We start from the raw sequence: 24,321 nt of genomic DNA, 5'->3' as shown, positions 1-24,321 counted from the left end.
TTAACTTTTTATTAACTCGCTTTTTTTCATTGCTTTTAAAAACCGAACAATATAGAATTGCATTTATTGAGTTTAAAAAATAAATGAATTTTACATTTAAGGGAGAATATTATAGTGAAAAGCAATCTTAGATACGGCATAAGAAAACACAAATTGGGAGCGGCCTCAGTATTCTTAGGAACAATGATCGTTGTTGGAATGGGACAAGAAAAAGAAGCTGCAGCATCGGAACAGAACAATACTACAGTAGAGGAAAGTGGGAGTTCAGCTACTGAAAGTAAAGTAAGCGAAACACAAACAACTACAAATAACGTTAATACAATAGATGAAACACAATCATACAGCGCGACATCAACTGAGCAACCATCACAATCAACACAAGTAACAACAGAAGAAGCACCGAAAACTGTGCAAGCACCAAAAGTAGAAACTTCGCGAGTTGATTTGCCATCGGAAAAAGTTGCTGATAAGGAAACTACAGGAACTCAAGTTGACATAGCTCAACCAAGTAACGTCTCAGAAATTAAACCAAGAATGAAAAGATCAACTGACGTTGCCGTAGTAGCAGGAGAAGCTAAGGCGACAGGTACAGATGTAACAAATAAAGTTACAGTAGAAAATGGTAGTGAAATTGTAGGACATAAACAAGATACGAATGTCGTTAATCCTCATAACGCTGAAAGAGTAACTTTAAAATATAAATGGAAATTCGGTGAAGGAATTAAAGAAGGAGATTATTTTGATTTCACGTTAAGTGATAATGTTGAAACTCACGGTATTTCAACACTGCGTAAAGTTCCAGAAATAAAAAGTACAGATGGTCAAGTTATGGCAATAGGTGAAGTGGTTGAAGAAAGAAAAATTAGATATACTTTTAAAGAGTACGTTAAAGATAAAAAAGATTTAACTGCTGAATTATCTTTAAATCTATTTATTGACCCTACAACAGTGACAAAGCAAGGAAAGCAAAAAGTCGAAGTAACACTAGGTGATAAAACGATTGAAAAAGAGTTCGATATCAAATATTTAGACGGTGTTAAAGATAGAATGGGTGTAACTGTTAATGGTCGAATTGATACTTTGAATAAAGAAGATGGTAAATTTAGCCATTTTGCGTATATAAAACCTAATAACCGATCGTTAAGCTCTGTCACAGTAACTGGTCAAGTAACATCTGGACATAAACAAAATGCTAATAATCCAACAGTCAAAGTATATAAACACATTGGTTCAGATGAATTAGCTGAAAGTGTTTATGCAAAGCTTGATGATGCCAACAAATTTGAAGATGTGACTAACAAAGTAAATTTAAGTTACACAGGAGATGGCGGGTATTCTTTGAACTTTAATGATTTAGACAATACAAAAAACTATGTAATTAAATATGAAGGTGAATATAATCAAAATGCTAAGGATCTAAATTTCCGAACACATCTTTCAGGTTATCATAAAAATTACCCATACTATCCTTACTACCCATATTACCCAGTTCAATTAACTTGGAAAAATGGTGTTGCATTCTACTCTAACAACGCTCAAGGCGACGGTAAAGATAAACCAAATGATCCTATCATTGAGAAGAGTGAACCAATTGATTTAGACATTAAATCAGAGCCGCCAGTGGAGAAGCATGAATTGACTGGTACAATCGAAGAAAGTAACGATTCTAAGCCAATTGATTTTGAATATCATACAGCTGTTGAAGGTGCAGAAGGTCATGCAGAAGGTATTATTGAAACTGAAGAAGATTCTATTCATGTGGATTTTGAAGAATCTACACATGAAAATTCAAAACATCACGCTGATGTTGTTGAATATGAAGAGGATACAAACCCAGGTGGTGGTCAGGTTACTACTGAGTCTAACCTAGTTGAATTTGACGAAGATTATACAAAAGGTATTGTAACTGGCGCAGTGAGCGATCATACAACAGTTGAAGATACGAAAGAATATACAACTGAAAGTAATCTTATCGAACTAGTGGATGAATTACCTGAAGAACATGGTCAAGCTCAAGGTCCAATCGAAGAGATTACTGAAAATTACCAGCATATTTCTCATTCTGGTTTAGGAACTGAAAATGGTCACGGTAATTATGGCGTGATTGAAGAAATCGAAGAAAATAGCCATGTTGATATTAAGAGTGAATTAGGTTACGAAGGTGGCCAAAATAGCGGTAATCAGTCATTCGAGGAAGACACAGAAGAAGATAAACCGAAATATGAACAAGGTGGCAATATCGTAGATATCGATTTCGATAGTGTACCTCAAATCCAAGGTCAAAATAATGGTGACCAGTCATTCGAGGAAGACACAGAAGAAGACAAACCTAAGTATGAACAAGGTGGTAATATCATTGATATCGACTTCGATAGTGTGCCACATATTCATGGATTCAATAAGCACACTGAAATTATTGAAGAAGATACAAACAAAGATAAACCTAATTATCAATTCGGTGGACACAGTAGTGTTGACTTTGAAGAAGATACACTTCCACAAGTAAGTGGTCATAATGAAGGTCAACAAACGATTGAAGAAGATACAACACCTCCAATCGTGCCACCAACGCCACCGACACCAGAAGTACCAAGTGAACCGGAAGTACCAACGCCACCAACGCCAGAAATACCATCTGAGCCAGGTAAACCAGTACCACCCGCAAAAGAAGAACCTAAAAAGCCTTCTAAACCAGTGGAACAAGGTAAGGTAGTAACACCTGTTATTGAAATCAATGAAAAGGTTAAAGCAGTGGCACCAACTAAAAAAGCACAATCTAAGAAATCTGAACTACCTGAAACAGGTGGAGAAGAATCAACAAACAAAGGTATGTTGTTCGGCGGATTATTTAGCATTTTAGGATTAGCGTTATTACGTAGAAATAAAAAGAATCACAAAGCATAATCAATCCAAAATTGGCAGGTTTATTTCATAAATTATATGAAGTAAGCCTGTTTTTTAAAATTAAATCAAATTTCCCAAGAAATAATTACATACTCAATGACACTATGAAGGCGTTCTAATTAGTGTTAAAATGACGTTGATACATAGATTTAATACTTAGGAAAAGGAGCACATTAACTTTGAAAAAAATAAAAAAGGCAATCATTCCCGCTGCTGGTTTAGGGACTAGATTTTTACCAGCAACTAAAGCGATGCCAAAGGAAATGCTTCCTATCTTAGATAAACCCACAATACAATATATCGTTGAAGAAGCTGCAAGAGCTGGAATTGAAGATATTATTATAGTGACAGGTCGCCACAAACGCGCGATTGAAGATCATTTTGATAGTCAAAAAGAATTAGAAATGGTGTTAAAAGAAAAAGGTAAATCTGAATTACTAGAAAAAGTTCAGTATTCAACGGAACTTGCGAATATTTTTTATGTAAGACAGAAAGAACAAAAGGGTTTGGGGCATGCGATTAGTTCTGCGCGTCAATTTATCGGCAATGAACCATTTGCGGTGTTATTAGGTGACGATATTGTTGAATCTGAAGTACCAGCAGTGAAACAGTTGATTGACGTTTATGAAGAAACTGGGCACTCAGTTATAGGCGTCCAAGAAGTTCCAGAAGCAGATACTCATCGTTATGGAATTATTGATCCATTAACTAAAAACGGACGTCAGTATGAAGTGAAAAAGTTTGTGGAAAAGCCAGCACAAGGTACGGCACCATCAAACCTAGCTATTATGGGACGTTATGTATTAACGCCTGAAATTTTCGATTATTTAAAAACGCAAAAAGAAGGCGCAGGTAACGAAATTCAGTTAACAGATGCGATTGAACGTATGAATAATGATAACCAAGTGTATGCATATGACTTCGAAGGCGAACGTTATGACGTTGGAGAAAAATTAGGCTTCGTTAAAACTACCATAGAATATGCATTGAAAGATGACAGTATGCGAGAAGAATTAACACGATTTATTAAAGAATTAGGGTTATAACATTAAAAGCATGATACTCAATAAAATTGGAACACGAAATGGTGAACTAAATTGAATGAGTGTCATGCTTAATTTATGTGTTGTGATATATAGTAGGGTATTGAAATAATATAAAAACAAAAGAAAGTTAATTATGTATTTTTATTTATACTAAATTGAGAAGTATTATGATTGCTTATTTATTTTATCAAGAGGTAAATCTGTTTAAATTTAAAAGAAAAATTTTCTTGGTTTGAGAATCTTGGAAGTATCTGTGAATATGCTTTTAATAGTGTTATATTGTATTTTATTTATTTTGATTAACACAATCCTTTCATCTGCAAGGGATCGTTCTTTGATTAGCATACCTTTATTATTTAATCTATTAACTGACCTAACAATTTGAGGATACATAAATCTAATACTTTCAAACAAATCTTTTAAATTTAGTATCTCATTTTTTCGAGATGATATTACATATAAGATAGATAAATCAAGAAATGTTAAATTAAATCGATATTTTAAAAAATCTTTTGAGTACATAATGTTCATAAAAAGTATAAAAAATTCTTTGCTATATTTTGGAGCCCATTGATATTTTATGTAGTCTCTTTCCTTATTAAATCCTTTAATTATTTTATCTAACTCATTAATAACACAAGCAATCTTTTTACGTTGTATTGGAGTAACTGAAACAAAAATACGGCGTTCATCTGCTTCGTTTCTAGACTTATTTATAAATCCTTTTTTAGATAGTGACTTAATGTTCTTAACAACATCAGATTGTTTGTAAAGTATGTCACCAATGATTTCTTTTAGTGAAATACTGTGTTCATTTTTGTAATAAAAATATGCTAATATCAACAATTCTTTTAATGATAATTTATATTGTTGCTTTAACTCTTGAGTGAGAAAAAATATGTACGCTTCTACATTTATGAATTTATTGACCTTTTCGAAAGTTTGATAGTCCACCTTACATTCTCCTACTATTTTCTGATGTCCCAATACTTTATATTATTTAAAGTAATATAAAAGCAATCTCTTTTGAAGACATGTTAACCTAAATATTTTTATATATAATATATATAAAATATAAATAACTAAAAATCACGGAATAACAAATGACAAATTCATTTATTATCCAAAAACAAAAACAATTGAACAAAATCAAAATATAGTGTTATGATTCATTTGTGTTTATAGCTAGCACCACAAACTAAATATATTTGGAGTTATTACTAGTTAAAGACAAATATTATTTGACGTGACAATTAAAAGTAAGGGATGAAGACTTGATGAATGATTTGAAAAGCAAGAGCAATATTAAATTAATGAAAAGAGTATTAACTACATATGAGCTGCGTAAATATTTAAAAAAATATTTTTGTCTTACATTAGATAATTATTTAGTATTAGCATATTTAGATGTATTTAAAAATGATGAAGGTAAATATTTTATGAGAGACATTATAAGTTATATCGGTATAGACCAATCTAGAATTGTTAAAAGCGTAAAAGAATTATCAAAAAAGGGTTACTTGAATAAATGTAGAGACCCACATGATAGTAGAAATGTAATCATTGTTGTTTCTGTAAAACAACACAATTATATTAAAAATCTTTTGAGTGAAATAAATATTAATGAAACATAAAGTATGTTTCGAGATTTTAATATCTTGGTGCAGTTAAATGTATTTTTAAATGCGTTAAGGTATTTTTTATTTTAGAAATTCAATGCTATTGAGTTGATGGGTTTTTCCAACAGATAAGAATGAATTATTCATTGAAAACTAAAAATAATAATTTTATTTGTAGATTGTTTTAAGTGTGTCAATATATAAAATAATTTTATAAAGATAAGTGTTATATTCCATTGTGCAACTCCTATTGTATTTGTAAAATTACATGTAAATTCACTGTAAGTAAAGTGGAAAATATGGAAAAAGGAGTATGCAAATGAGAGATAAGAAAGGACCGGTAAATAAAAGAGTAGATTTTCTATCAAATAAATTGAATAAATATTCAATAAGAAAATTTACAGTTGGAACAGCATCTATTTTAATTGGCTCACTAATGTATTTGGGAACTCAACAAGAGGCAGAAGCAGCTGAAAACAATATTGAGAATCCAACTACATTAAAAGATAATGTCCAATCAAAAGAAGTGAAGATTGAAGAAGTAACAAACAAAGACACTGCACCACAGGGTGTAGAAGCTAAATCTGAAGTAACTTCAAACAAAGACACAATCGAACATGAACCATCAGTAAAAGCTGAAGATATATCAAAAAAGGAGGATACACCAAAAGAAGTAGCTGATGTTGCTGAAGTTCAGCCGAAATCGTCAGTCACTCATAACGCAGAGACACCTAAGGTTAGAAAAGCTCGTTCTGTTGATGAAGGCTCTTTTGATATTACAAGAGATTCTAAAAATGTAGTTGAATCTACCCCAATTACAATTCAAGGTAAAGAACATTTTGAAGGTTACGGAAGTGTTGATATACAAAGCAATCCAGAGGATCTAAAGGTATCTGAAGTCACTCGTTTCAATAATAAAAGTATTGGAAAAAACGAATTGACAGGAGCATTACAATTAAAGAATAAAGTTTCTTTTAAAAATGACTTTGAGTTTAACATTAGAGTAGCTAATAATCATCAATCGGTAACAACTGGCGCTGATGGATGGGGGTTCTTATTTAGTAAAGGTGACGGTAACGAATATTTACAAAAGGGAGGTATATTAGGTCCCAAAGGAATGGAAAATTCAGCAGGATTTAAAATTGATACAGGGTATAATTTTAAAGATCCCATGGATAAAGAAGAGAAACAGGCAGGACAAGGATTTAAAGGGTATGGTACGTTTGTAAAAACAGGTGCTGATGGAACTACAGCAAAGGTTGGAACAAACATACCAACAAGAGGTAAAGCGGATAATTCATTCCAATATGCAGATAATTCTATTGATACAACAGATGGAAAATTCCATGGTCAATTACTTAATAATTTAAAATTAGCGTACAATGAAAAATCGGGGATAATGAGAGCCGAATATGCTGGTAAAGTTTGGGAAGCTAATATATCAGATTTGGGATTGGATAAATCTGAAGCATATAACTTTTTAATTACTTCTAGTCAAAGACAGGGAACATCTCAAGGTGTATATGCAAATGGTTGGATGAGAACGGATTTAAATAACTCAACATTTAAACTAACGCCTAATCTAGTTAAGAAAACAGAAACAAAAACAGTAGAGATACCGTTTGAAACAAAACGTGAATTTAATCCGAAGTTACAACCTGGTGAAGAGCGAGTGAAACAAGAAGGACAACCAGGAAGTAAGACAATCACAACACCAATCACAGTGAACCCATTAACAGGTGAAAAAGTTGGTGAGGGTCAACCAACAGAAGAGATCACAAAACAACCAGTAGATAAGATTGTAGAATTCGGTGGCGAGAAAATACCGCAAGGTCATAAAGATATCTTTGATCCAAACTTACCAACAGATCAAACGGAAAAAGTACCAGGTAAACCAGGAATCAAGAATCCAGACACAGGAAAAGTGATCGAAGAGCCAGTGGATGATGTGATTAAACACGGACCAAAAACGGGTACACCAGAAACAAAAACAGTAGAGATACCGTTTGAAACAAAACGTGAATTTAATCCGAAGTTACAACCTGGTGAAGAGCGAGTGAAACAAGAGGGACAACCAGGAAGTAAGACAATCACAACACCAATCACAGTGAACCCATTAACAGGTGAAAAAGTTGGCGAGGGTCAACCAACAGAAGAGATCACAAAACAACCAGTAGATAAGATTGTAGAGTTCGGTGGCGAGAAAATACCGCAAGGTCATAAAGATATCTTTGATCCAAACTTACCAACAGATCAAACGGAAAAAGTACCAGGTAAACCAGGAATCAAGAATCCAGACACAGGAAAAGTGATCGAAGAGCCAGTGGATGATGTGATTAAACACGGACCAAAAACGGGTACACCAGAAACGAAAACAGTGGAGATACCGTTTGAAACAAAACGTGAATTTAATCCGAAGTTACAACCTGGTGAAGAGCGAGTGAAACAAGAGGGACAACCAGGAAGTAAGACAATCACAACAACAATCACAGTGAACCCATTAACAGGTGAAAAAGTTGGTGAGGGTCAACCAACAGAAGAGATCACAAAACAACCAATAGATAAGATTGTAGAGTTTGGTGGCGAGAAAATACCGCAAGGTCATAAAGATATCTTTGATCCAAACTTACCAACAGATCAAACGGAAAAAGTACCAGGTAAACCAGGAATCAAGAATCCAGACACAGGAAAAGTGATCGAAGAGCCAGTGGATGATGTGATTAAACACGGACCAAAAACGGGTACACCAGAAACAAAAACAGTAGAGATACCGTTTGAAACAAAACGTGAATTTAATCCGAAGTTACAACCTGGTGAAGAGCGAGTGAAACAAGAAGGACAACCGGGAAGTAAGACAATCACAACACCAATCACAGTGAACCCATTAACAGGTGAAAAAGTTGGTGAGGGTCAACCAACAGAAGAGATCACAAAACAACCAGTAGATAAGATTGTAGAGTTTGGTGGCGAGAAAATACCGCAAGGTCATAAAGATATCTTTGATCCAAACTTACCAACAGATCAAACGGAAAAAGTACCAGGTAAACCAGGAATTAAGAATCCAGACACAGGAAAAGTGATCGAAGAGCCAGTGGATGATGTGATTAAACACGGACCAAAAACGGGTACACCAGAAATAAAAACAGTAGAGATACCGTTTGAAACAAAACGTGAATTTAATCCGAAGTTACAACCTGGTGAAGAGCGAGTGAAACAAGAAGGACAACCGGGAAGTAAGACAATCACAACACCAATCACAGTGAACCCATTAACAGGTGAAAAAGTTGGCGAGGGTCAACCAACAGAAGAGATCACAAAACAACCAGTAGATAAGATTGTAGAGTTCGGTGGCGAGAAAATACCGCAAGGTCATAAAGATATCTTTGATCCAAACTTACCAACAGATCAAACGGAAAAAGTACCAGGTAAACCAGGAATCAAGAATCCAGACACAGGAAAAGTGATCGAAGAGCCAGTGGATGATGTGATTAAACACGGACCAAAAACAGGCACACCAGAAACAAAAACAGTAGAGATACCGTTTGAAACAAAACGTGAATTTAATCCGAAGTTACAACCTGGTGAAGAGCGAGTGAAACAAGAGGGACAACCAGGAAGTAAGACAATCACAACACCAATCACAGTGAACCCATTAACAGGTGAAAAAGTTGGTGAGGGTCAACCAACAGAAGAGATCACAAAACAACCAGTAGATAAGATTGTAGAGTTTGGTGGCGAGAAAATACCGCAAGGTCATAAAGATATCTTTGATCCAAACTTACCAACAGATCAAACGGAAAAAGTACCAGGTAAACCAGGAATCAAGAATCCAGACACAGGAAAAGTGATCGAAGAGCCAGTGGATGATGTGATTAAACACGGACCAAAAACGGGTACACCAGAAACAAAAACAGTAGAGATACCGTTTGAAACAAAACGTGAATTTAATCCGAAGTTACAACCTGGTGAAGAGCGAGTGAAACAAGAAGGACAACCGGGAAGTAAGACAATCACAACACCAATCACAGTGAACCCATTAACAGGTGAAAAAGTTGGTGAGGGTCAACCAACAGAAGAGATCACAAAACAACCAGTAGATAAGATTGTAGAGTTTGGTGGCGAGAAAATACCGCAAGGTCATAAAGATATCTTTGATCCAAACTTACCAACAGATCAAACGGAAAAAGTACCAGGTAAACCAGGAATTAAGAATCCAGACACAGGAAAAGTGATCGAAGAGCCAGTGGATGATGTGATTAAACACGGACCAAAAACGGGTACACCAGAAACGAAAACAGTGGAGATACCGTTTGAAACAAAACGTGAATTTAATCCGAAGTTACAACCTGGTGAAGAGCGAGTGAAACAAGAGGGACAACCAGGAAGTAAGACAATCACAACACCAATCACAGTGAACCCATTAACAGGTGAAAAAGTTGGCGAGGGTCAACCAACAGAAGAGATTACAAAACAACCAGTAGATAAGATTGTAGAGTTTGGTGGCGAGAAACCAAAAGATCCAAAAGGACCTGAAAACCCAGAGAAGCCGAGCAGACCAACTCATCCAAGTGGCCCAGTAAATCCTGACAATCCAGGATTATCGAAAGACAGAGCAAAACCAAATGAACCAGTTCATTCAATGGATAAAAATGATAAAGTTAAAAAATCTAAAATTGCTAAAAAATCAGTAGCTAATCAAGAGAAAAAACGAGCAGAATTACCAAAAACAGGTGCAGAAAGCACACAAAAAGGATTGATCTTTAGTAGTATAATTGGAATTGCTGGATTAATGTTATTGGCTCGTAGAAGAAAGAATTAAAATAATTCATAATTTAAATAATAGTTGATTTGCATTCACTATATTTAGTTTGTTAAAAACAACCTAGAATATGATGAGAATGATATACACCCCAAAAGTTGGATTGAAAGACCTAACTTTAAGGGGTGTATTTTTGTTATAAATTTGATTTTTTTGATAATATTTTCATATTTAATATAATCATAATTAGTAGAATATAACCTCTGAGTAGTCATTTTGGGGGTTATGTATGGTGTTTCAAGTAGTATGTATATTTCGAAATAATTGATATTTAACTGACTAAATTATATTAGAATTAATTGCGCTTTGGATAAAGAGAGTTTAGAAGAAGGTCTAAAAAGGCTGGTGGATGCATTCAATTATTTTTATGAGAGGTGATAAATATGTTGTACTTAGAAGTTTTGAAAAATAGAAACTTTACATATTTATTGATTGGTAATTTCTTACGTCGGAGTTGTTTTGTGCTGTTTTCGTTACAAATAATTTGGTTTACTGTTGAATTGACAAACCAATCATCTTTAAAATTATCAATGATGGTTATGAGTCAAACACTTCCATTTATTATATTTGGTATTTTCGGTGGCGCATATTCTGATAAACATAATAAAAAGAAAATACTTTATCTATCTGATCTTATACTAAGTTTGATTATAATAATTATTCCTTTACTTGCAATAACATCAAATTTAAATTATCTGACGCTTCTAACCATATCTACAGCTATCACCATTATTAACTGCTATACGGATCCTGCGTTTAGGGCAATTCTTCCTGAAATTATTGATGAGGAGCATTTAGCAACAAGTAATGCGTTAATCGATAGTTTGCAAAGAGGCTCAAATATTATTTTACCTGCTTTAATTGGTGTCATTGTAATACTAGTTGGTAATGTTGGCGTCTTTTTTATTTGTAGTATATTGCTATTTTTAGGATTTATTTTTAATGCACTTTTAAAATATACAAATAACAACATGATTGATAGACACTCAAAAGAAGATTTTTCTGAAACTTGGGAATTCTTGAAACAATCTAAAGAAATTCCATTTATTATAATCATCCAATTTGCCTGCATATTGATTAATACTGGCCTTTGGCGTGTTGTATTACCATTGTTTATTTCCAATATATTAAAAGAGGGCGTTGGTGTATATGGACTAGCTACATCATGTTTAGGTATAGCATCTTTATTAATGTCATTGATTATGGGTTTGCTGTCAGAAAAGCGATTAATCTTTAAATTTAGTATTGGTGTTTTAGTTTGGGGAATTGGCTTATCGATTATTAATGTGTTTCCAAGTGTGGCGATATTATATATAGGTGCAACATTATTGGGACTTGGACAATCTATAGAGGGACTAACAAGATCAGTTGCCATTCAAATAAAAACGCCAAATCATTTGATGGGGAAAGTATTTAGTATCTCATCTACATCGAATTACGCAGCGGATACATTGTCTTTAGGACTTATAAGTTTAATTATACCTTTACTAAGCTTAAGTAATATATTTATATCAGGAGGTGCAATTATTTCAATGCTTAGCTTAGCTGGGTTAAAGTTTGTTAAGAAGTCTATGTAAACATAATAGAATTTTAATCAATGCTATTAAGGTGGGAATTGAAATGAAATATAAAATTAGTTTGGCTTATAATTTAGCAATTATAATAGGGTCGCTAATTATATTATGTATACTAATATCTAGAGGTTATGATATTTATGTAATCTTGATTCCAATTTTGACTATTTTAGCTAGTTTAATCAATTTGTTTTGTGATATTAAAAAGCATAAATGATTCTATATTAATGCAACTTTGTATTCGTACAAGGTTGTATTTTTTCGCAAACAATTACTTACTGACAGCGCACCATTAAATCTAACCAACACACTATCACAACCATTTACGGGTATTTTGTAATTTTATAAAAGCAAACGTAGAATAATGCGATAAGTAATAATGCTATCGTTAAAAATAAGAATGCCAATGCAATAAAATCATATTCAAAGCATAGAATTGCAGACATTAAAAATACTGCACTCAAACTGATACATAGCGCAAATATATATGCAATTTGATTCTTGTGTTTATCTGCAATGGTCGTTTGATTTATATAAGAGATTAGTGTGAAATCTTTAGTTATTGCGACATAAATGCCTAATATAACCATACTGATACAGAACACGATAGAAACTACGATGTTGACGGTCATTGTTGCACCTTCCTGATAGAATATAATGTACTGTCTTTTAGTAATGGATGCGTTTCTTATATATGTATGTTTCTAAAAAACAGTACGTTTTTATCATTTTTTAATTTATTAGTTGAATGAATGGGGTTATGAAAAAGGAAGTTTTAATCTTTTGTCATGAAATAAATGGGATGAATATCACGACTAGAAGTAATGTTACGAACAGGAGCGTATAAATCTAGAGACGCTAAATTCGACATAGTATGTTGCTCAATTATGGCTGATGATGAATTTAAAGTATGTGCGTTGGAACTGTCGGATTTTTGTTCATAATGTTTTGCATATTGCGCCATGATGAATAGTGTAAAAATAAATAAAACAATAAGAGATATAATGCCCATAATCAAAAGTATTTGTTTAGAGCCTTTCATTATTTCACATCCTTTCTAAAATATATTTGTAACTAAATTTAAAATAGTTATTTTTGTAATTCTAAACCTTTTTCATCGCGAAAACAATTAAATAGGTCGCGGTATTAATTATTATATTATTACCGCTTAATATGAAAAATACATGAAAATTAATTTTCTAATATACTTTTGAAAAATTATTACAAATTAGCCCCTTCAAAACGCGAAAACATAAGGATTCTAGTTTCAAAAGGGCTGATAAGTATAAAATGAAATGTAATATTTCGATGTTTAAAATTTTTAATTAGCTAAAAATCATCGCATTAATTTTTTGAGCTACATCATCAAAATTCGGACATTTTAACGACACATATAATTTAATTTTAGGTTCAGTACCAGAAGGACGTAAAGCGATAAATCCTTCGTCAAATAAGACACGAATAACATTTGATTTAGGAGAATTAATCTGCGACGTTGTGTCTTTATCCAAATGATAAACCTCGCTAGTTAAATAATCTTCAATTGCTTTCACTTTCAGTCCCTGAATCTCTTGCGGTGGATTTGAACGGAAATGTGTCATAATTGATTCAATTTTTTTCTTACCTTCTAATCCTTCTAGCGTATGCGAGAATAATGTATCCTCATGTCTACCAACAGTTTGATAAATCTGTTCTAATTCATCTTTCAATGTTTTGCCATATAATTTTAACTCAGAAGCGTATTTTATAATGAGTGGCACAATTTGTACGGCATCTTTATCACGTACAAAAGGCTCTGATAGAAAACCGTAACTCTCTTCAAATGCGAAAATCATATTTTGATGATCATCCAGTTGTCTTATTTCCTGAGCAATAAATTTAAAGCCCGTCAGCACCTCTTTGTATTCAACATTATTATAGCGTGCTAATGACTTTGTTAACTCACTACTTACAATAGATTGAATCATTAAGCGGTGACGTAATTGAGACGTTTGTTGAATACGATAATTAAGTAACAGCGCACCAATTTGATTGCCATTAAAATACGTGATATGACCATGTGCATCACGTTCAGCAATGCCAAGACGATCCGCATCAGGGTCAGTTGATATTAATAAGTCTGCATGACTCTTATTTGCAAGTTCGACTGCTTGATCAAAAGCGCGATGATCTTCAGGATTAGCACTTTGAACTGAGCTAAAATTCGGATCAGGTTTACATTGTGCTTCTACAAGATTAAATTGATTGAAATTCAAAGATTTTAATAACTCAGGTACAATCGGAACACTTGTACCATGTAAACTAGTGAACACAACTTGTAAATCAGATTTAGGAATATAGCCAATCATATTTTGAATGTGTTTCATATAGTCATCAGTTACAGATTTCGGAAATGGCTTGATATAAGATGTATTTTGTTTTGAAGAAGGTATGTCAATCTGTAATGGATCGCCAACTTCTTCGATATAACGACTTGCAAGCTCAGATGCATCAGTTGATAGTTGCGCGCCATCAGAACCATATACTTTAATGCCGTTATAGTCTTTCGGATTATGACTTGCTGTAATCATAATGCCAGCAGTAGTATTAAGATTGCGCACCGCGAACGATAATTCCGGTGTCGTTTTATATGTATCAGGTAAATAAACTGTTATTTGATGGTTTGCTAATACATTAGCAATAATTTGGGCGAATTCAGTTGAAAGATGTCTAATATCATAATGAATGACTATTGTTGGATTGTTTGTTTGTGCATTTAAATAACGCGATAAACCTAATGCCAATTTTTCAATAGTAAACTTATTAAGTCGACCTTCACCAAGACCGAATTTTCCGCGTATACCCGCAGTACCAAATGTTAATTTACTTTCAAAACCTTCTCGCTGTTCAATGTCAGATTGCTGCTCATAAAAATGTTTAACTAAACTATCATTAGCTCTTTCTATCCATAATTCTTTATCCATTGTTGCTAAACATCCTTTCAAAATCTCAGTTAGACTTAATAAAACATGAAAACTAAAGCCCTTACATTTATGTAATGAATTATAAAGAAATACGTCCCAAAAGTAAAAAAACACAGCCCCAAGACAATACTTTTCACAAGTATTATATAATAGATGTGTATGAAAATGCATGGAGTAGATGTAAGAGTGATATATCATGCAGGAAATTGTAAAATATTAATTTTTAATATTGATTTATATATAGTTTTGTAATTTTTGATAGAATAACAATTAAGATGATTTTAAATTGAAGGGTGAGTCTTATGAAAAAAGTAATCAATGTAGTAGGAGCTATTATTTTTTCTGATAACAAAATTCTTTGTGCACAGAGAAGTGAAGAAATGAGTCTACCTTTAATGTGGGAATTTCCTGGCGGTAAGATTGAAAAGAATGAAACTGAAAAAGAAGCTTTGATCAGAGAAATTAGAGAAGAAATGAAATGTGATCTAATTGTTGGAGACAAAGTCATAACTACAGAACATGAATATGATTTTGGCATTGTTAAGTTAACAACATACAAATGTACTTTAAACAAAGAGTTACCAACTTTAACTGAACATAAGAGTATTGAATGGTTGTCAATAAACGAACTTGATAAATTAAATTGGGCCCCAGCGGATATACCAGCCGTTAATAAAATTATGACTGAGGGATAATATGAGTAGATTACTAAATGATTTCAATCAATCTTTAAAAAAAGGTTTTATAGACAAAGATATTTCTCATAAAGGGAATTATACACCGAAGCTTTTAGTAAATAATAAAAATGAAAAAGTCCTTTCAACAATTATAGATGAACTTCAAAAATGTGAAACGTTCTATTTTTCTGTAGCTTTTATAACAGAAAGCGGATTAGCCAGCTTAAAGGCTCAACTATTAGATTTAAGCAATAAGGGTGTTAAAGGGAAAATATTAACATCTAATTACTTAGGATTTAATAGTCCTAAAATGTATGGAGAATTACTTAAATTAAAAAATGTAGAGGTAAGATTAACTGATATTGCTGGATTCCATGCCAAAGGATATATTTTTGAACATAAGGATTATAGTTCTATGGTAATAGGAAGCTCTAATTTAACATCTAATGCGTTAAAGGTTAATTATGAGCATAATGTTTTACTGTCTACTATGAAAAATGGCGATTTAGTTGATAGTGTAAAAAATGAATTTGAATTGTTATGGCAAAAGAGTACCCCACTGACTCAGCAATGGATTAAATCATATAAAGAATCATTTGAGTACCGCTCCTTAGAAAAATTAGCGGAGGTTGAACAAACTCAAATGCTGCTAGCTGATAAGGTGAAAAAATCAGTGGAAATTGTACCCAATTTAATGCAAGCAGAAGCATTAAGGTCATTAAAAGCTATTAGGGATAAAGCCAAAGATAAGGCGTTAATAATATCTGCAACTGGTACAGGTAAAACGATTTTATGTGCATTAGATGTTAGAGAAGTAAACCCTAATAAATTTTTATTTATTGTTCATAATGAGGGGATTTTAAATAGAGCTAAGGAAGAATTTAAAAAAGTATTACCTATAAAAAATGATAGTGATTTTGGATTGTTGACAGGAAAACATAGAGATGTCGATGCCAAATATTTATTTGCAACCATTCAAACATTATCTAGAGATGATAATTTTAAGCAATTTGATGAAAATGAATTTGATTATATTGTTTTTGATGAAGCACATCGTTCTGCTGCATCTACTTATCAACGAGTATTTAACTACTTCAAACCTAAGTTCATGCTGGGAATGACTGCTACACCAGAAAGATCAGATGAATTAAGTATATTTGAACTGTTTGATTATAATATTGCATATGAAATAAGGTTACAAGCAGCATTAGAAAGTGATATTTTATGTCCATTTCATTATTTTGGTGTGACTGATTATGTACATCAAGGTATTAAAGAAGATGATGTAACTAAACTGAGATATTTAACTTCTGATGAAAGAGTTAATTATATTATTCAAAAGACAGATTACTATGGATATTCAGGTGAAATTTTACAAGGATTGATTTTTGTAAGTAGCAAAAAAGAAGCTTATGATTTAGCGGATAAACTAAGTTCAAAAGGGATTAAAAGTGTTGCTTTAACAGGAGATGATAGTGTTAATTATCGCCAAATTGTAATAGAAAAATTAAAAGAAGGTAAGATTAACTATATTATAACTGTAGATCTTTTTAACGAAGGTATTGATATTCCAGAAGTCAATCAAGTTGTAATGTTGAGACCAACAGAGTCTAGTATTATATTCATTCAGCAACTTGGTAGAGGATTAAGAAAAAGTTCAAATAAAGAGTATGTTACAGTAATTGATTTTATTGGTAATTATAAGACAAATTATTTAATTCCGATTGCGCTTTCTGGGGATCAATCGCAAAATAAAGATAATTATAAGAAGTTTTTAACGAATAACGATTCGATTAATGGAGTATCTACAATTAATTTTGAAGAAGTTGCTAAAAAACAGATTTACAATTCATTGGATGCAGTATCATTAAATCAAAATAAATTAATATTAAAAGCTTATGAAGAAGTTGAAAATAGATTGGGACACATGCCGTTACTAATGGATTTCATACAACAACATTCTATAGATCCAAGCGTTATATTTTCTAAATTTAGTAATTATTACGAGTTCTTAGTGAGATATAAAAAAATAGATACATTATTGACGGAAAATGAATCTAAAAATCTGGTTTTCTTTTCAAGGCAAATAGCACCTGGATTGAAAAGAATCGATAGTTTAGTTTTAGAAGAACTTTTAAAAAATGAATTAACATATGATGAATTAAAAAATAAAATGTTGAACGAAGTTAAGGATATAACAGAAGATGATATAGATACTTCATTAAGAATTTTAGATTTTTCATTTTACAACGCAGGAATTGAAAAAATCTATGGAAGTCCCATTATAGAACGTAATGAAAGAATGATAAGACTAAGCGATGCATTTACTAATGCTCTAAGTAATCAAACATTTAAAATATTTTTAGAAGATCTTATTGAATTATCAAAGTATAACAATGAAAAATACCAAAAAGGTAAAAATGGACTGATTTTATATAATAAATATTCAAGAGAAGATTTTAGCAAAATATTTAATTGGAATAAAAATGGTTCGTCTGTAATCATGGGATACATGATAAGAAGCCAAGAAATGCCAATATTTATCACTTATGATAAGCATGAGGATATAAGTGATAGCACAAAATATGAAGATGAATTTTTAAGTCAAGATGAATTAAAATGGTTTACTAAATCTAATAGAACGCTAAAATCAAAAGAAGTTCAGAAAATTTTGTCCCATAGAGCAAAAGGAATTAAAATGTATATTTTTGTACAGAAAAAAGATGATGATGGTATATATTTTTATTATTTAGGAACTGCTGGATATATAGAAGGTTCAGAAAAGCAAGATAAAATGCCGAATGGTTCAAACGTAGTAACGATGGATTTAGCACTGGATAAAGCTGTAAGAGATGATATATATCGTTATCTAACAAATTAATGTAAACCGAAAAATGAATGTTAGTAAAGTTGTATTTAAACATCAATTTTAATAAGTAAATACATTGAGTTTCAGTGTTATTATTTTAAATATAAGCGCAATTTATCTTAATTAATTAGTTGGTTAGGCCAATAAAAATTATAAAGATATTTGCGCTTTTTAAATAATTTGTGATGTTGATATGTGAAAAATACAACTAACAATTAAAATCCACGAGGATTTAATCATAAAATTTCCTCTAGTATTATTAAAATTGGAATTTGAACTTAACTTTGCATCAAAAATAAAAATGGGGATGTGAAATGATGATTCACTCAAAAAGGTTGAGGCTCTGGCTGTATTTAGTATTATTAGCTGTTTTTATAGGGGCTTGCGGAATGAAAAAGGAAGAAAGCAGTAAAGATAAACAAATTAAAGAAAACTTCAACAAAACGTTGAGCCTGTATCCAACTAAAAATCTTGAAGACTTTTATGATAAGGAAGGCTTTCGAGATCAAGAGTTTGAAAAGGGCGACAAAGGCACTTGGATAATTCACTCTAAAATGACAATAGAAACAAATGGAAAGAATATGGAATCCAGAGGCTTGGTCCTGTATGTAGACCGCAATACCAGAACGACAAAAGGTGAATTTATTGTGAGGGAATTATGGGAAGATAAAAAAGGATACTCACGTAGTAAAGAAAAAGAATATCCAGTAAAAATGGAACATAATAAAATTATCCCAACCAAACCGATAGCTGATGATAAATTAAGAAAAGAAATCGAAAACTTTAAATTCTTTGTACAATACGGTGACTTTAAAGATATTAATGATTATAAAGATGGTGACATTTCATATAATCCGAATGTGCCAAGTTATTCAGCAAAGTATCAATTAAGTAATGATGACTACAATGTGAAGCAACTTAGAAAGAGGTATGATATACCAACTAAGAAAGCACCTAAATTATTAATAAAAGGCGATGGTGATTTAAAAGGATCATCTATAGGACACAAAAATTTAGAGTTTACATTTATAGAAAATAAAGAAGAAAACATCTATTTTACGGATAGTATTAATTTCAAACCTACTGAATAGGGTTAATAGAAGTTTGAAATGAAAATTTCATAAAGTGTTCAAAATAATTTTTCGCTTTAGTTGTGTAAATTAAAGATTGAGTCAGTATTAAAAATATAAGGTGGAGAAATGATGATGCATTCAAAGAAATTAACGCTCGGTATATGCTTGGTATTACTCATTATATTGATTGTAGGTTATGTCATTATGACAAAAACAAATGGTCGAAACGCCCAAATTAAAGACACATTTAATCAAACATTAAAATTATATCCAACCAAAAATCTTGAAGACTTTTATGATAAGGAAGGCTTTCGAGATCAAGAATTTGATAAAAGAGATAAAGGGACTTGGATTATTAATTCTGGAATGAACATCCAATTAAAAGGGGGAGCCTTAAAATCCAGAGAGATGATACTTTACATCAATCGTAACACTAGAACAACGAAAGGATATTTTATAGTAGGGGAGATAACTAAAGATAAAAAGGGATATACACATGATAAAGATAAAAAATATCCTGTCAAGATGGAACATAATCAAATTATCCCAACAAAACCTATAAAAGATGAGAAGTTAAAAAAAGAAATTGAAAACTTCAAGTTTTTTGTACAATATGGCAACTTTAAAGATTTCAAAGATTATAAAAATGGGGATATTTCATACAATCCAAACGTACCAAGTTATTCGGCAAAATATCAATTAAGTAATGATGATTATAATATCCAACAATTAAGAAAAAGATATGATATACCGACTAAAAAAGCACCAGAACTATTGTTGAAAGGTGATGGCGATTTAAAAGGTTCATCCATAGGCTCTAAAGACTTAGAATTTACCTTTGTACAAAATAAAAGAGAGAATATCTATTTTACAGATTCGGTTGAATTTACTCCAAGCGAGGATACAAGTTATGAGTCAAACTAAATAGGGTTAATAGAAGTTTGGATTGAAAATTTCATAAAGTGTTAAAAAATTTTTCGCTTTAAATGTATAAATTAAAGATTGAGTCAGTATTAAAAATATAAGGTGGAGAAATGATGATTCATTCAAAAAGGTTAAAATTGTGTCTATGCCTGATAATACTATCTGTTTTTATAGGCGCTTGCGGAATGAAAAAAGAAGAAAGTAGTAAAGATAAACAAATTAAAGAAAACTTCAACAAAACGTTGAGCCTGTATCCAACTAAAAATCTTGAAGACTTTTATGATAAGGAAGGCTTTCGAGATCAAGAGTTTGAAAAGGGCGACAAAGGCAATTGGATTGTTGATTCTGAGATGGTAATTGAGCTGAAGGATAAAAAAATGGAATCTAGAAGTATGGTGCTCTATATAAATCGTAATACTAGAACAACGAAAGGTAATTTTATTGTTAGAGAATTGTGGGAAGATAGTAAAGGGTATGTACAAAGTAAAGATACAAAATATCCAGTGAAAATGGAACATAATCGAATTATCCCAACGAAACCGATAGCTGATGATAAATTAAGAAAAGAAATAGAAAACTTTAAATTCTTTGTACAATACGGTGACTTTAAAGATATTAATGATTATAAAGATGGTGACATTTCATATAATCCTAATGTTCCAAGTTATTCCGCAAAATATCAATTGAAAAACGATGATTACAATGTGAAGCAACTTCGAAAAAGATATAATATTCCAACCAACAAAGCTCCGAAACTATTATTGAAAGGTGATGGTGATTTAAAAGGTTCATCAATAGGATCAAAAAATCTAGAATTTACCTTTGTAGAAAATAAAGAAGAGAACATTTATTTTTCTGATAGTATTAATTTCAAACCTACTGAATAGGGTTAATAGAAGTTTGGAATGAAAATTCCATAAAGCACTAGGTAAAAGATTATAACGATAACTCTTAAAATTAATAATAAATCACAGAAACTTTATCTTTTGATTTAATTGTTTTATAATTCTGATAAGAAGATTTAAAATACAAAATAATTACAATTAAATTCATTTGTTCAAAACAATTTTTCGTTTTAGTTGTAAATATTAAAAACTGAGTCAGAATTATAAATATAAGGTGGAGAAATGATGATTCATTCAAAAAAATTAACGCTCGGTATATGTTTGGTATTACTCATTATATTGATTGGAGGTTGTATCATTATGACAAAAATAAATAGTCGAAACGCCCAAATTAAAGACACATTTAATCAAACATTAAATGTGTATCCAACCAAGAATCTTGATGATTTTTACGATAAGGAAGGCTTTCGAGATCAAGAATTTGATAAAAGAGATAAAGGGACTTGGATTATTAATTCTGGAATGTACATCCAATTAAAAGGAGGAGCCTTAAAATCCAGAGCGATGGTACTTTACATCAATCGTAACACTAGAACAGCTAAGGGATATTTTTTAATAAGTGAGACAACAGAAGACAAAAAAGGATACGTTCATAATAAAGATAAAAAATACCCTGTCAAGATGGAACGTAATCGAATAATTCCAACGAAGCCCATAACGGACGAGAAGTTAAAAAAAGAGATTGAAAACTTTAAGTTCTTTGTACAATATGGGAATTTTAAAGATTTTAAAGATTATAAAGATGGGGATATTTCATACAATCCTAACGTACCAAGTTATTCCGCAAAGTATCAATTGAATAATGATGATTATAATGTCCAACAATTAAGAAAACGATATGATATATCAACCAAAAGGGCACCTGAATTAAAATTGAGAGGATCTGGCGATTTAAAAGGCTCATCCGTAGGTTCTAAAGAACTAGAATTTAACTTTGTAAGAAATAAAGAGGAAAATGTGTATTTTTCTGATGGTATTAATTTCAAACCTACTGAGGAAATGAATCATGAACAAAACTAAATATCAAATAAATTCTGACAATATAAAGAGTAACTCTGAAGAAACAAGCGCAATATCTAGTATAAGTTATGAAATAGAAAACGCAAATAATAACGATTTAAATAATGCAAGTATTCAAACGCAAATAGAAATATTAAAATCACAAAATAGTTTCCCTAAAAATCTTTCATATCTTAAAAGTTATACGGACCCCAAAACAGGTACGACTACAAGCGCCTTTTTAAATAAAGACACTGGCAAAGTTACTTTAGGTATGACAGGTACTAATGTACACAAAGACGCAATATTAAAACAAACATTTGGTGTTCCTTCTTATCAAGGATATATAGATGCGAGTGAAACGCTAAAGGATATTGGGGCCGATGTCAATATTGGCCTTCATTCCGTCACAGATAAAGATCCACATTATAAAAATACCCAAGACTTTATCAAAAATATCAAAAAAGACTATGATATTGATATTATTACCGGACATTCGCTGGGCGGTAGAGATGCGATGATTTTAGGTATGAGTAATGATATTAAACATATCGTTGTGTATAATCCAGCACCATTAGCGATCAAAGATGTGAGCGGCCTTTATGCCGATCAAGAAGAACTTAAAAAATTGATTGAAAAGTACGATGGTCACATTGTAAGATTTGTGTCTGATGAAGACGAATTAGATGCAGGTGTCCGCAATCATTTATATGAAACTGCTGGAGAAAAAATAGTACTTAAAAATGGAGAAGGCCATGCAATGAGTGGTATTTTAATGAGCAGAACACAGGCTATAATCTTAGCTGAATTAAACAAAGTTAAAGGCTACCAAGACGAAAATAATAAAGCATTAAAATCCGTTCGTAAACAAACGAGGCATAGATTACATAAAGTAGAGACGTTAAGAGCGAATTGGATTCAAACAACGGGTGGATCACTCTCTTCCTCCCAACAACAATTATTAGAAGCTTTAACAGCACTAACCATTGCCGAAGGCTTAAATCAATTAGTGAATGAAGAAAGCCAACATTTGAAAAAAATGTATCACGCGATGGCACATAAATTTGGAGACAACTGGAAAAAAGCGCAAGAAGTTGGAAATGAAATTGGTGAAAAATTAACCTCTGAAGAGGTTATAGATGAATTAAGAAAAGGTGGCGCGTATGAAAGTAAACTTGAAACAGATCCCAAAAGAAAAATTGATGATAAGATAAAGAAATTAAATGATGTTTATAAAAATTGTAATGGCTATATCGCAAAAATTAAACAGAGTATCGAAGCAATTGTTTCTAATGACCAAATGTTAGCGAGCCAGATTGATGGGATGATGTAATGTTTACTACGTATAAAAATATTAATGAACTTGAAAATGCCTATGATGAAGAAAGAAAACAATTGAATGATGCATTCAATCAAATTGATGAATTAAGACATCAAACACGCAAGAAATGTGAACAAATGTATGATCATTTCTTATATCTCAAACATAAAATGAATTATAGTGAAGACGCTATGATCAGGATGACACGTATTATAGAATCTTTCGATAGAGAAACGAATCAACGTATCCGACATCACGAAATGAAATTAGAAGATTATAAAGATGAGTTAAGAAGAGAATATCTAAAACAATCTGACAGAATTGAAGGAGATGAATAAGCGTGGGACTTGATTTTAGTGGTTTACCAGATTTAGCAGTATTGGAACAAATGAAGGAAAAAGAACAGATTAGTGAGGTTATTGCGCCTGAACATGTTCGTATGCATCATGATCATCAAAATAAGCTGAAAAGTGATGAGAAAATATTACTTGACCAAATGGTAAGTCATTTCAAAAACTTTGAAGATGATTTTAAAAATGCGGCACAAGGGGCTTGGGTGAAAAATGCCACAGGCGAATTAAAAGATATTAGTAATGATTTAGAAAAAATTCAAGATATTAAAGTATAA

The 24,321-nt window shown here is 31.8% G+C and carries 19 protein-coding genes; 15 read left to right on the top strand and 4 right to left on the bottom strand.

Annotation, left to right across the window (positions count from 1 at the left end; translation table 11 throughout):
- The first annotated feature begins 114 nt into the window (after window positions 1-114).
- Complete coding sequence (gene fnbB, locus KI230_RS12610) at window positions 115-2,904, top strand: fibrinogen-binding adhesin SdrG C-terminal domain-containing protein (RefSeq protein ID WP_214958281.1); 2,790 nt, start codon at window positions 115-117, stop codon at window positions 2,902-2,904.
- 179 nt (window positions 2,905-3,083) lie between these two features.
- Window positions 3,084-3,950, top strand: a complete 867-nt coding sequence (gene galU / locus KI230_RS12605) for a UTP--glucose-1-phosphate uridylyltransferase GalU (RefSeq protein ID WP_000721337.1) — start codon at window positions 3,084-3,086, stop codon at window positions 3,948-3,950.
- Between the two features lie 210 nt (window positions 3,951-4,160).
- Here the strand turns inward: galU and sarU are convergent, their stop codons facing one another.
- Complete coding sequence (sarU, locus tag KI230_RS12600; RefSeq protein ID WP_000386367.1) at window positions 4,161-4,904, bottom strand: HTH-type transcriptional regulator SarU; 744 nt, start codon at window positions 4,902-4,904, stop codon at window positions 4,161-4,163.
- 323 nt (window positions 4,905-5,227) lie between these two features.
- Here sarU and sarT point away from each other — a divergent pair, with 323 nt between their 5' ends.
- From sarT to KI230_RS12580, 4 genes are all read left to right on the top strand, one after another.
- A complete protein-coding gene (gene sarT, locus KI230_RS12595) occupies window positions 5,228-5,584 on the top strand; it encodes an HTH-type transcriptional regulator SarT (RefSeq protein WP_000998872.1) in 357 nt (118 codons plus the stop codon).
- A 304-nt stretch (window positions 5,585-5,888) separates the two neighbouring features.
- A complete protein-coding gene (locus KI230_RS13870; RefSeq protein ID WP_214958280.1) occupies window positions 5,889-10,388 on the top strand; it encodes an E domain-containing protein in 4,500 nt (1,499 codons plus the stop codon).
- A gap of 383 nt (window positions 10,389-10,771) precedes the next feature.
- Window positions 10,772-11,965: an MFS transporter gene (locus KI230_RS12585; protein ID WP_000966101.1), complete on the top strand. Its 1,194-nt coding sequence runs from the start codon at window positions 10,772-10,774 to the stop codon at window positions 11,963-11,965.
- Entirely contained in the window at window positions 11,946-12,179 is a 234-nt protein-coding gene (locus tag KI230_RS12580) for a hypothetical protein (RefSeq protein ID WP_010956661.1), read from the top strand. Before KI230_RS12585 ends, KI230_RS12580 begins: the two co-directional genes overlap by 20 nt.
- 106 nt (window positions 12,180-12,285) lie before the next feature.
- Here KI230_RS12580 and KI230_RS12575 read toward each other — a convergent pair whose 3' ends face one another.
- The 3 genes from KI230_RS12575 to KI230_RS12565 all read right to left on the bottom strand — a co-directional run bounded on the left by KI230_RS12575 (window position 12,286) and on the right by KI230_RS12565 (window position 15,096).
- On the bottom strand, window positions 12,286-12,594 hold the full coding sequence (locus KI230_RS12575; RefSeq protein ID WP_000217723.1) for a hypothetical protein: 309 nt from the start codon (window positions 12,592-12,594) through the stop codon (window positions 12,286-12,288).
- Window positions 12,595-12,737: 143 nt separating this feature from the next.
- A complete protein-coding gene (scrA, locus tag KI230_RS12570) occupies window positions 12,738-13,004 on the bottom strand; it encodes a SaeRS system activator ScrA (RefSeq protein ID WP_000678764.1) in 267 nt (88 codons plus the stop codon).
- Between the two features lie 283 nt (window positions 13,005-13,287).
- Complete coding sequence (locus tag KI230_RS12565) at window positions 13,288-15,096, bottom strand: phospho-sugar mutase (protein ID WP_001792493.1); 1,809 nt, start codon at window positions 15,094-15,096, stop codon at window positions 13,288-13,290.
- A gap of 131 nt (window positions 15,097-15,227) precedes the next feature.
- On the opposite strand from KI230_RS12565, the gene KI230_RS12560 reads away from it, so the two are divergent.
- From KI230_RS12560 to KI230_RS12520, 9 genes are all read left to right on the top strand, one after another.
- Window positions 15,228-15,620, top strand: a complete 393-nt coding sequence (locus tag KI230_RS12560; protein ID WP_000755946.1) for a (deoxy)nucleoside triphosphate pyrophosphohydrolase — start codon at window positions 15,228-15,230, stop codon at window positions 15,618-15,620.
- A gap of 1 nt (window position 15,621) precedes the next feature.
- Window positions 15,622-18,483: a DEAD/DEAH box helicase gene (locus tag KI230_RS12555; RefSeq protein ID WP_045176479.1), complete on the top strand. Its 2,862-nt coding sequence runs from the start codon at window positions 15,622-15,624 to the stop codon at window positions 18,481-18,483.
- Window positions 18,484-18,785: 302 nt separating this feature from the next.
- Window positions 18,786-19,562, top strand: coding sequence for a tandem-type lipoprotein (locus KI230_RS12550; RefSeq protein ID WP_001549768.1), 777 nt, complete (start codon window positions 18,786-18,788; stop codon window positions 19,560-19,562).
- Between the two features lie 111 nt (window positions 19,563-19,673).
- Entirely contained in the window at window positions 19,674-20,468 is a 795-nt protein-coding gene (locus KI230_RS12545; RefSeq protein WP_000972290.1) for a tandem-type lipoprotein, read from the top strand.
- 113 nt (window positions 20,469-20,581) lie between these two features.
- Complete coding sequence (locus tag KI230_RS12540) at window positions 20,582-21,355, top strand: tandem-type lipoprotein (RefSeq protein WP_214958279.1); 774 nt, start codon at window positions 20,582-20,584, stop codon at window positions 21,353-21,355.
- A 243-nt stretch (window positions 21,356-21,598) separates the two neighbouring features.
- Entirely contained in the window at window positions 21,599-22,393 is a 795-nt protein-coding gene (locus KI230_RS12535; protein WP_000581871.1) for a tandem-type lipoprotein, read from the top strand.
- Window positions 22,380-23,705, top strand: coding sequence for a membrane protein (locus KI230_RS12530; protein ID WP_001044255.1), 1,326 nt, complete (start codon window positions 22,380-22,382; stop codon window positions 23,703-23,705). The genes KI230_RS12535 and KI230_RS12530 overlap by 14 nt, the downstream gene beginning before the upstream one ends.
- On the top strand, window positions 23,705-24,031 hold the full coding sequence (locus tag KI230_RS12525) for a hypothetical protein (RefSeq protein WP_000495498.1): 327 nt from the start codon (window positions 23,705-23,707) through the stop codon (window positions 24,029-24,031). The genes KI230_RS12530 and KI230_RS12525 overlap by 1 nt, the downstream gene beginning before the upstream one ends.
- Window positions 24,032-24,033: 2 nt before the next feature.
- Window positions 24,034-24,321: a hypothetical protein gene (locus tag KI230_RS12520; protein ID WP_045177706.1), complete on the top strand. Its 288-nt coding sequence runs from the start codon at window positions 24,034-24,036 to the stop codon at window positions 24,319-24,321.

Source organism: Staphylococcus sp. MZ3 (assembly GCF_018622755.1).
GTDB classification, from domain to species: domain Bacteria; phylum Bacillota; class Bacilli; order Staphylococcales; family Staphylococcaceae; genus Staphylococcus; species Staphylococcus aureus.
The sequence above is the reverse complement of the archived record's forward strand: the minus strand, read 5'-3'. Positions and strand labels throughout refer to the sequence as shown.

Bases quoted from the DNA above. Each gene is read 5' to 3' on its own strand.
- sarT (WP_000998872.1), top strand. From the start codon at position 5,228: ATGAATGATTTGAAAAGCAAGAGCAATATTAAATTAATGAAAAGAGTA.
- KI230_RS13870 (WP_214958280.1), top strand. From the start codon at position 5,889: ATGAGAGATAAGAAAGGACCGGTAAATAAAAGAGTAGATTTTCTATCA.
- KI230_RS12585 (WP_000966101.1), top strand. From the start codon at position 10,772: ATGTTGTACTTAGAAGTTTTGAAAAATAGAAACTTTACATATTTATTG.
- KI230_RS12575 (WP_000217723.1), bottom strand. From the start codon at position 12,594: ATGACCGTCAACATCGTAGTTTCTATCGTGTTCTGTATCAGTATGGTT.
- scrA (WP_000678764.1), bottom strand. From the start codon at position 13,004: ATGAAAGGCTCTAAACAAATACTTTTGATTATGGGCATTATATCTCTT.
- KI230_RS12565 (WP_001792493.1), bottom strand. From the start codon at position 15,096: ATGCATTTTCATACACATCTATTATATAATACTTGTGAAAAGTATTGT.
- KI230_RS12560 (WP_000755946.1), top strand. From the start codon at position 15,228: ATGAAAAAAGTAATCAATGTAGTAGGAGCTATTATTTTTTCTGATAAC.
- KI230_RS12555 (WP_045176479.1), top strand. From the start codon at position 15,622: ATGAGTAGATTACTAAATGATTTCAATCAATCTTTAAAAAAAGGTTTT.
- KI230_RS12550 (WP_001549768.1), top strand. From the start codon at position 18,786: ATGATGATTCACTCAAAAAGGTTGAGGCTCTGGCTGTATTTAGTATTA.
- KI230_RS12545 (WP_000972290.1), top strand. From the start codon at position 19,674: ATGATGCATTCAAAGAAATTAACGCTCGGTATATGCTTGGTATTACTC.
- KI230_RS12540 (WP_214958279.1), top strand. From the start codon at position 20,582: ATGATTCATTCAAAAAGGTTAAAATTGTGTCTATGCCTGATAATACTA.
- KI230_RS12535 (WP_000581871.1), top strand. From the start codon at position 21,599: ATGATTCATTCAAAAAAATTAACGCTCGGTATATGTTTGGTATTACTC.
- KI230_RS12530 (WP_001044255.1), top strand. From the start codon at position 22,380: ATGAACAAAACTAAATATCAAATAAATTCTGACAATATAAAGAGTAAC.
- KI230_RS12525 (WP_000495498.1), top strand. From the start codon at position 23,705: ATGTTTACTACGTATAAAAATATTAATGAACTTGAAAATGCCTATGAT.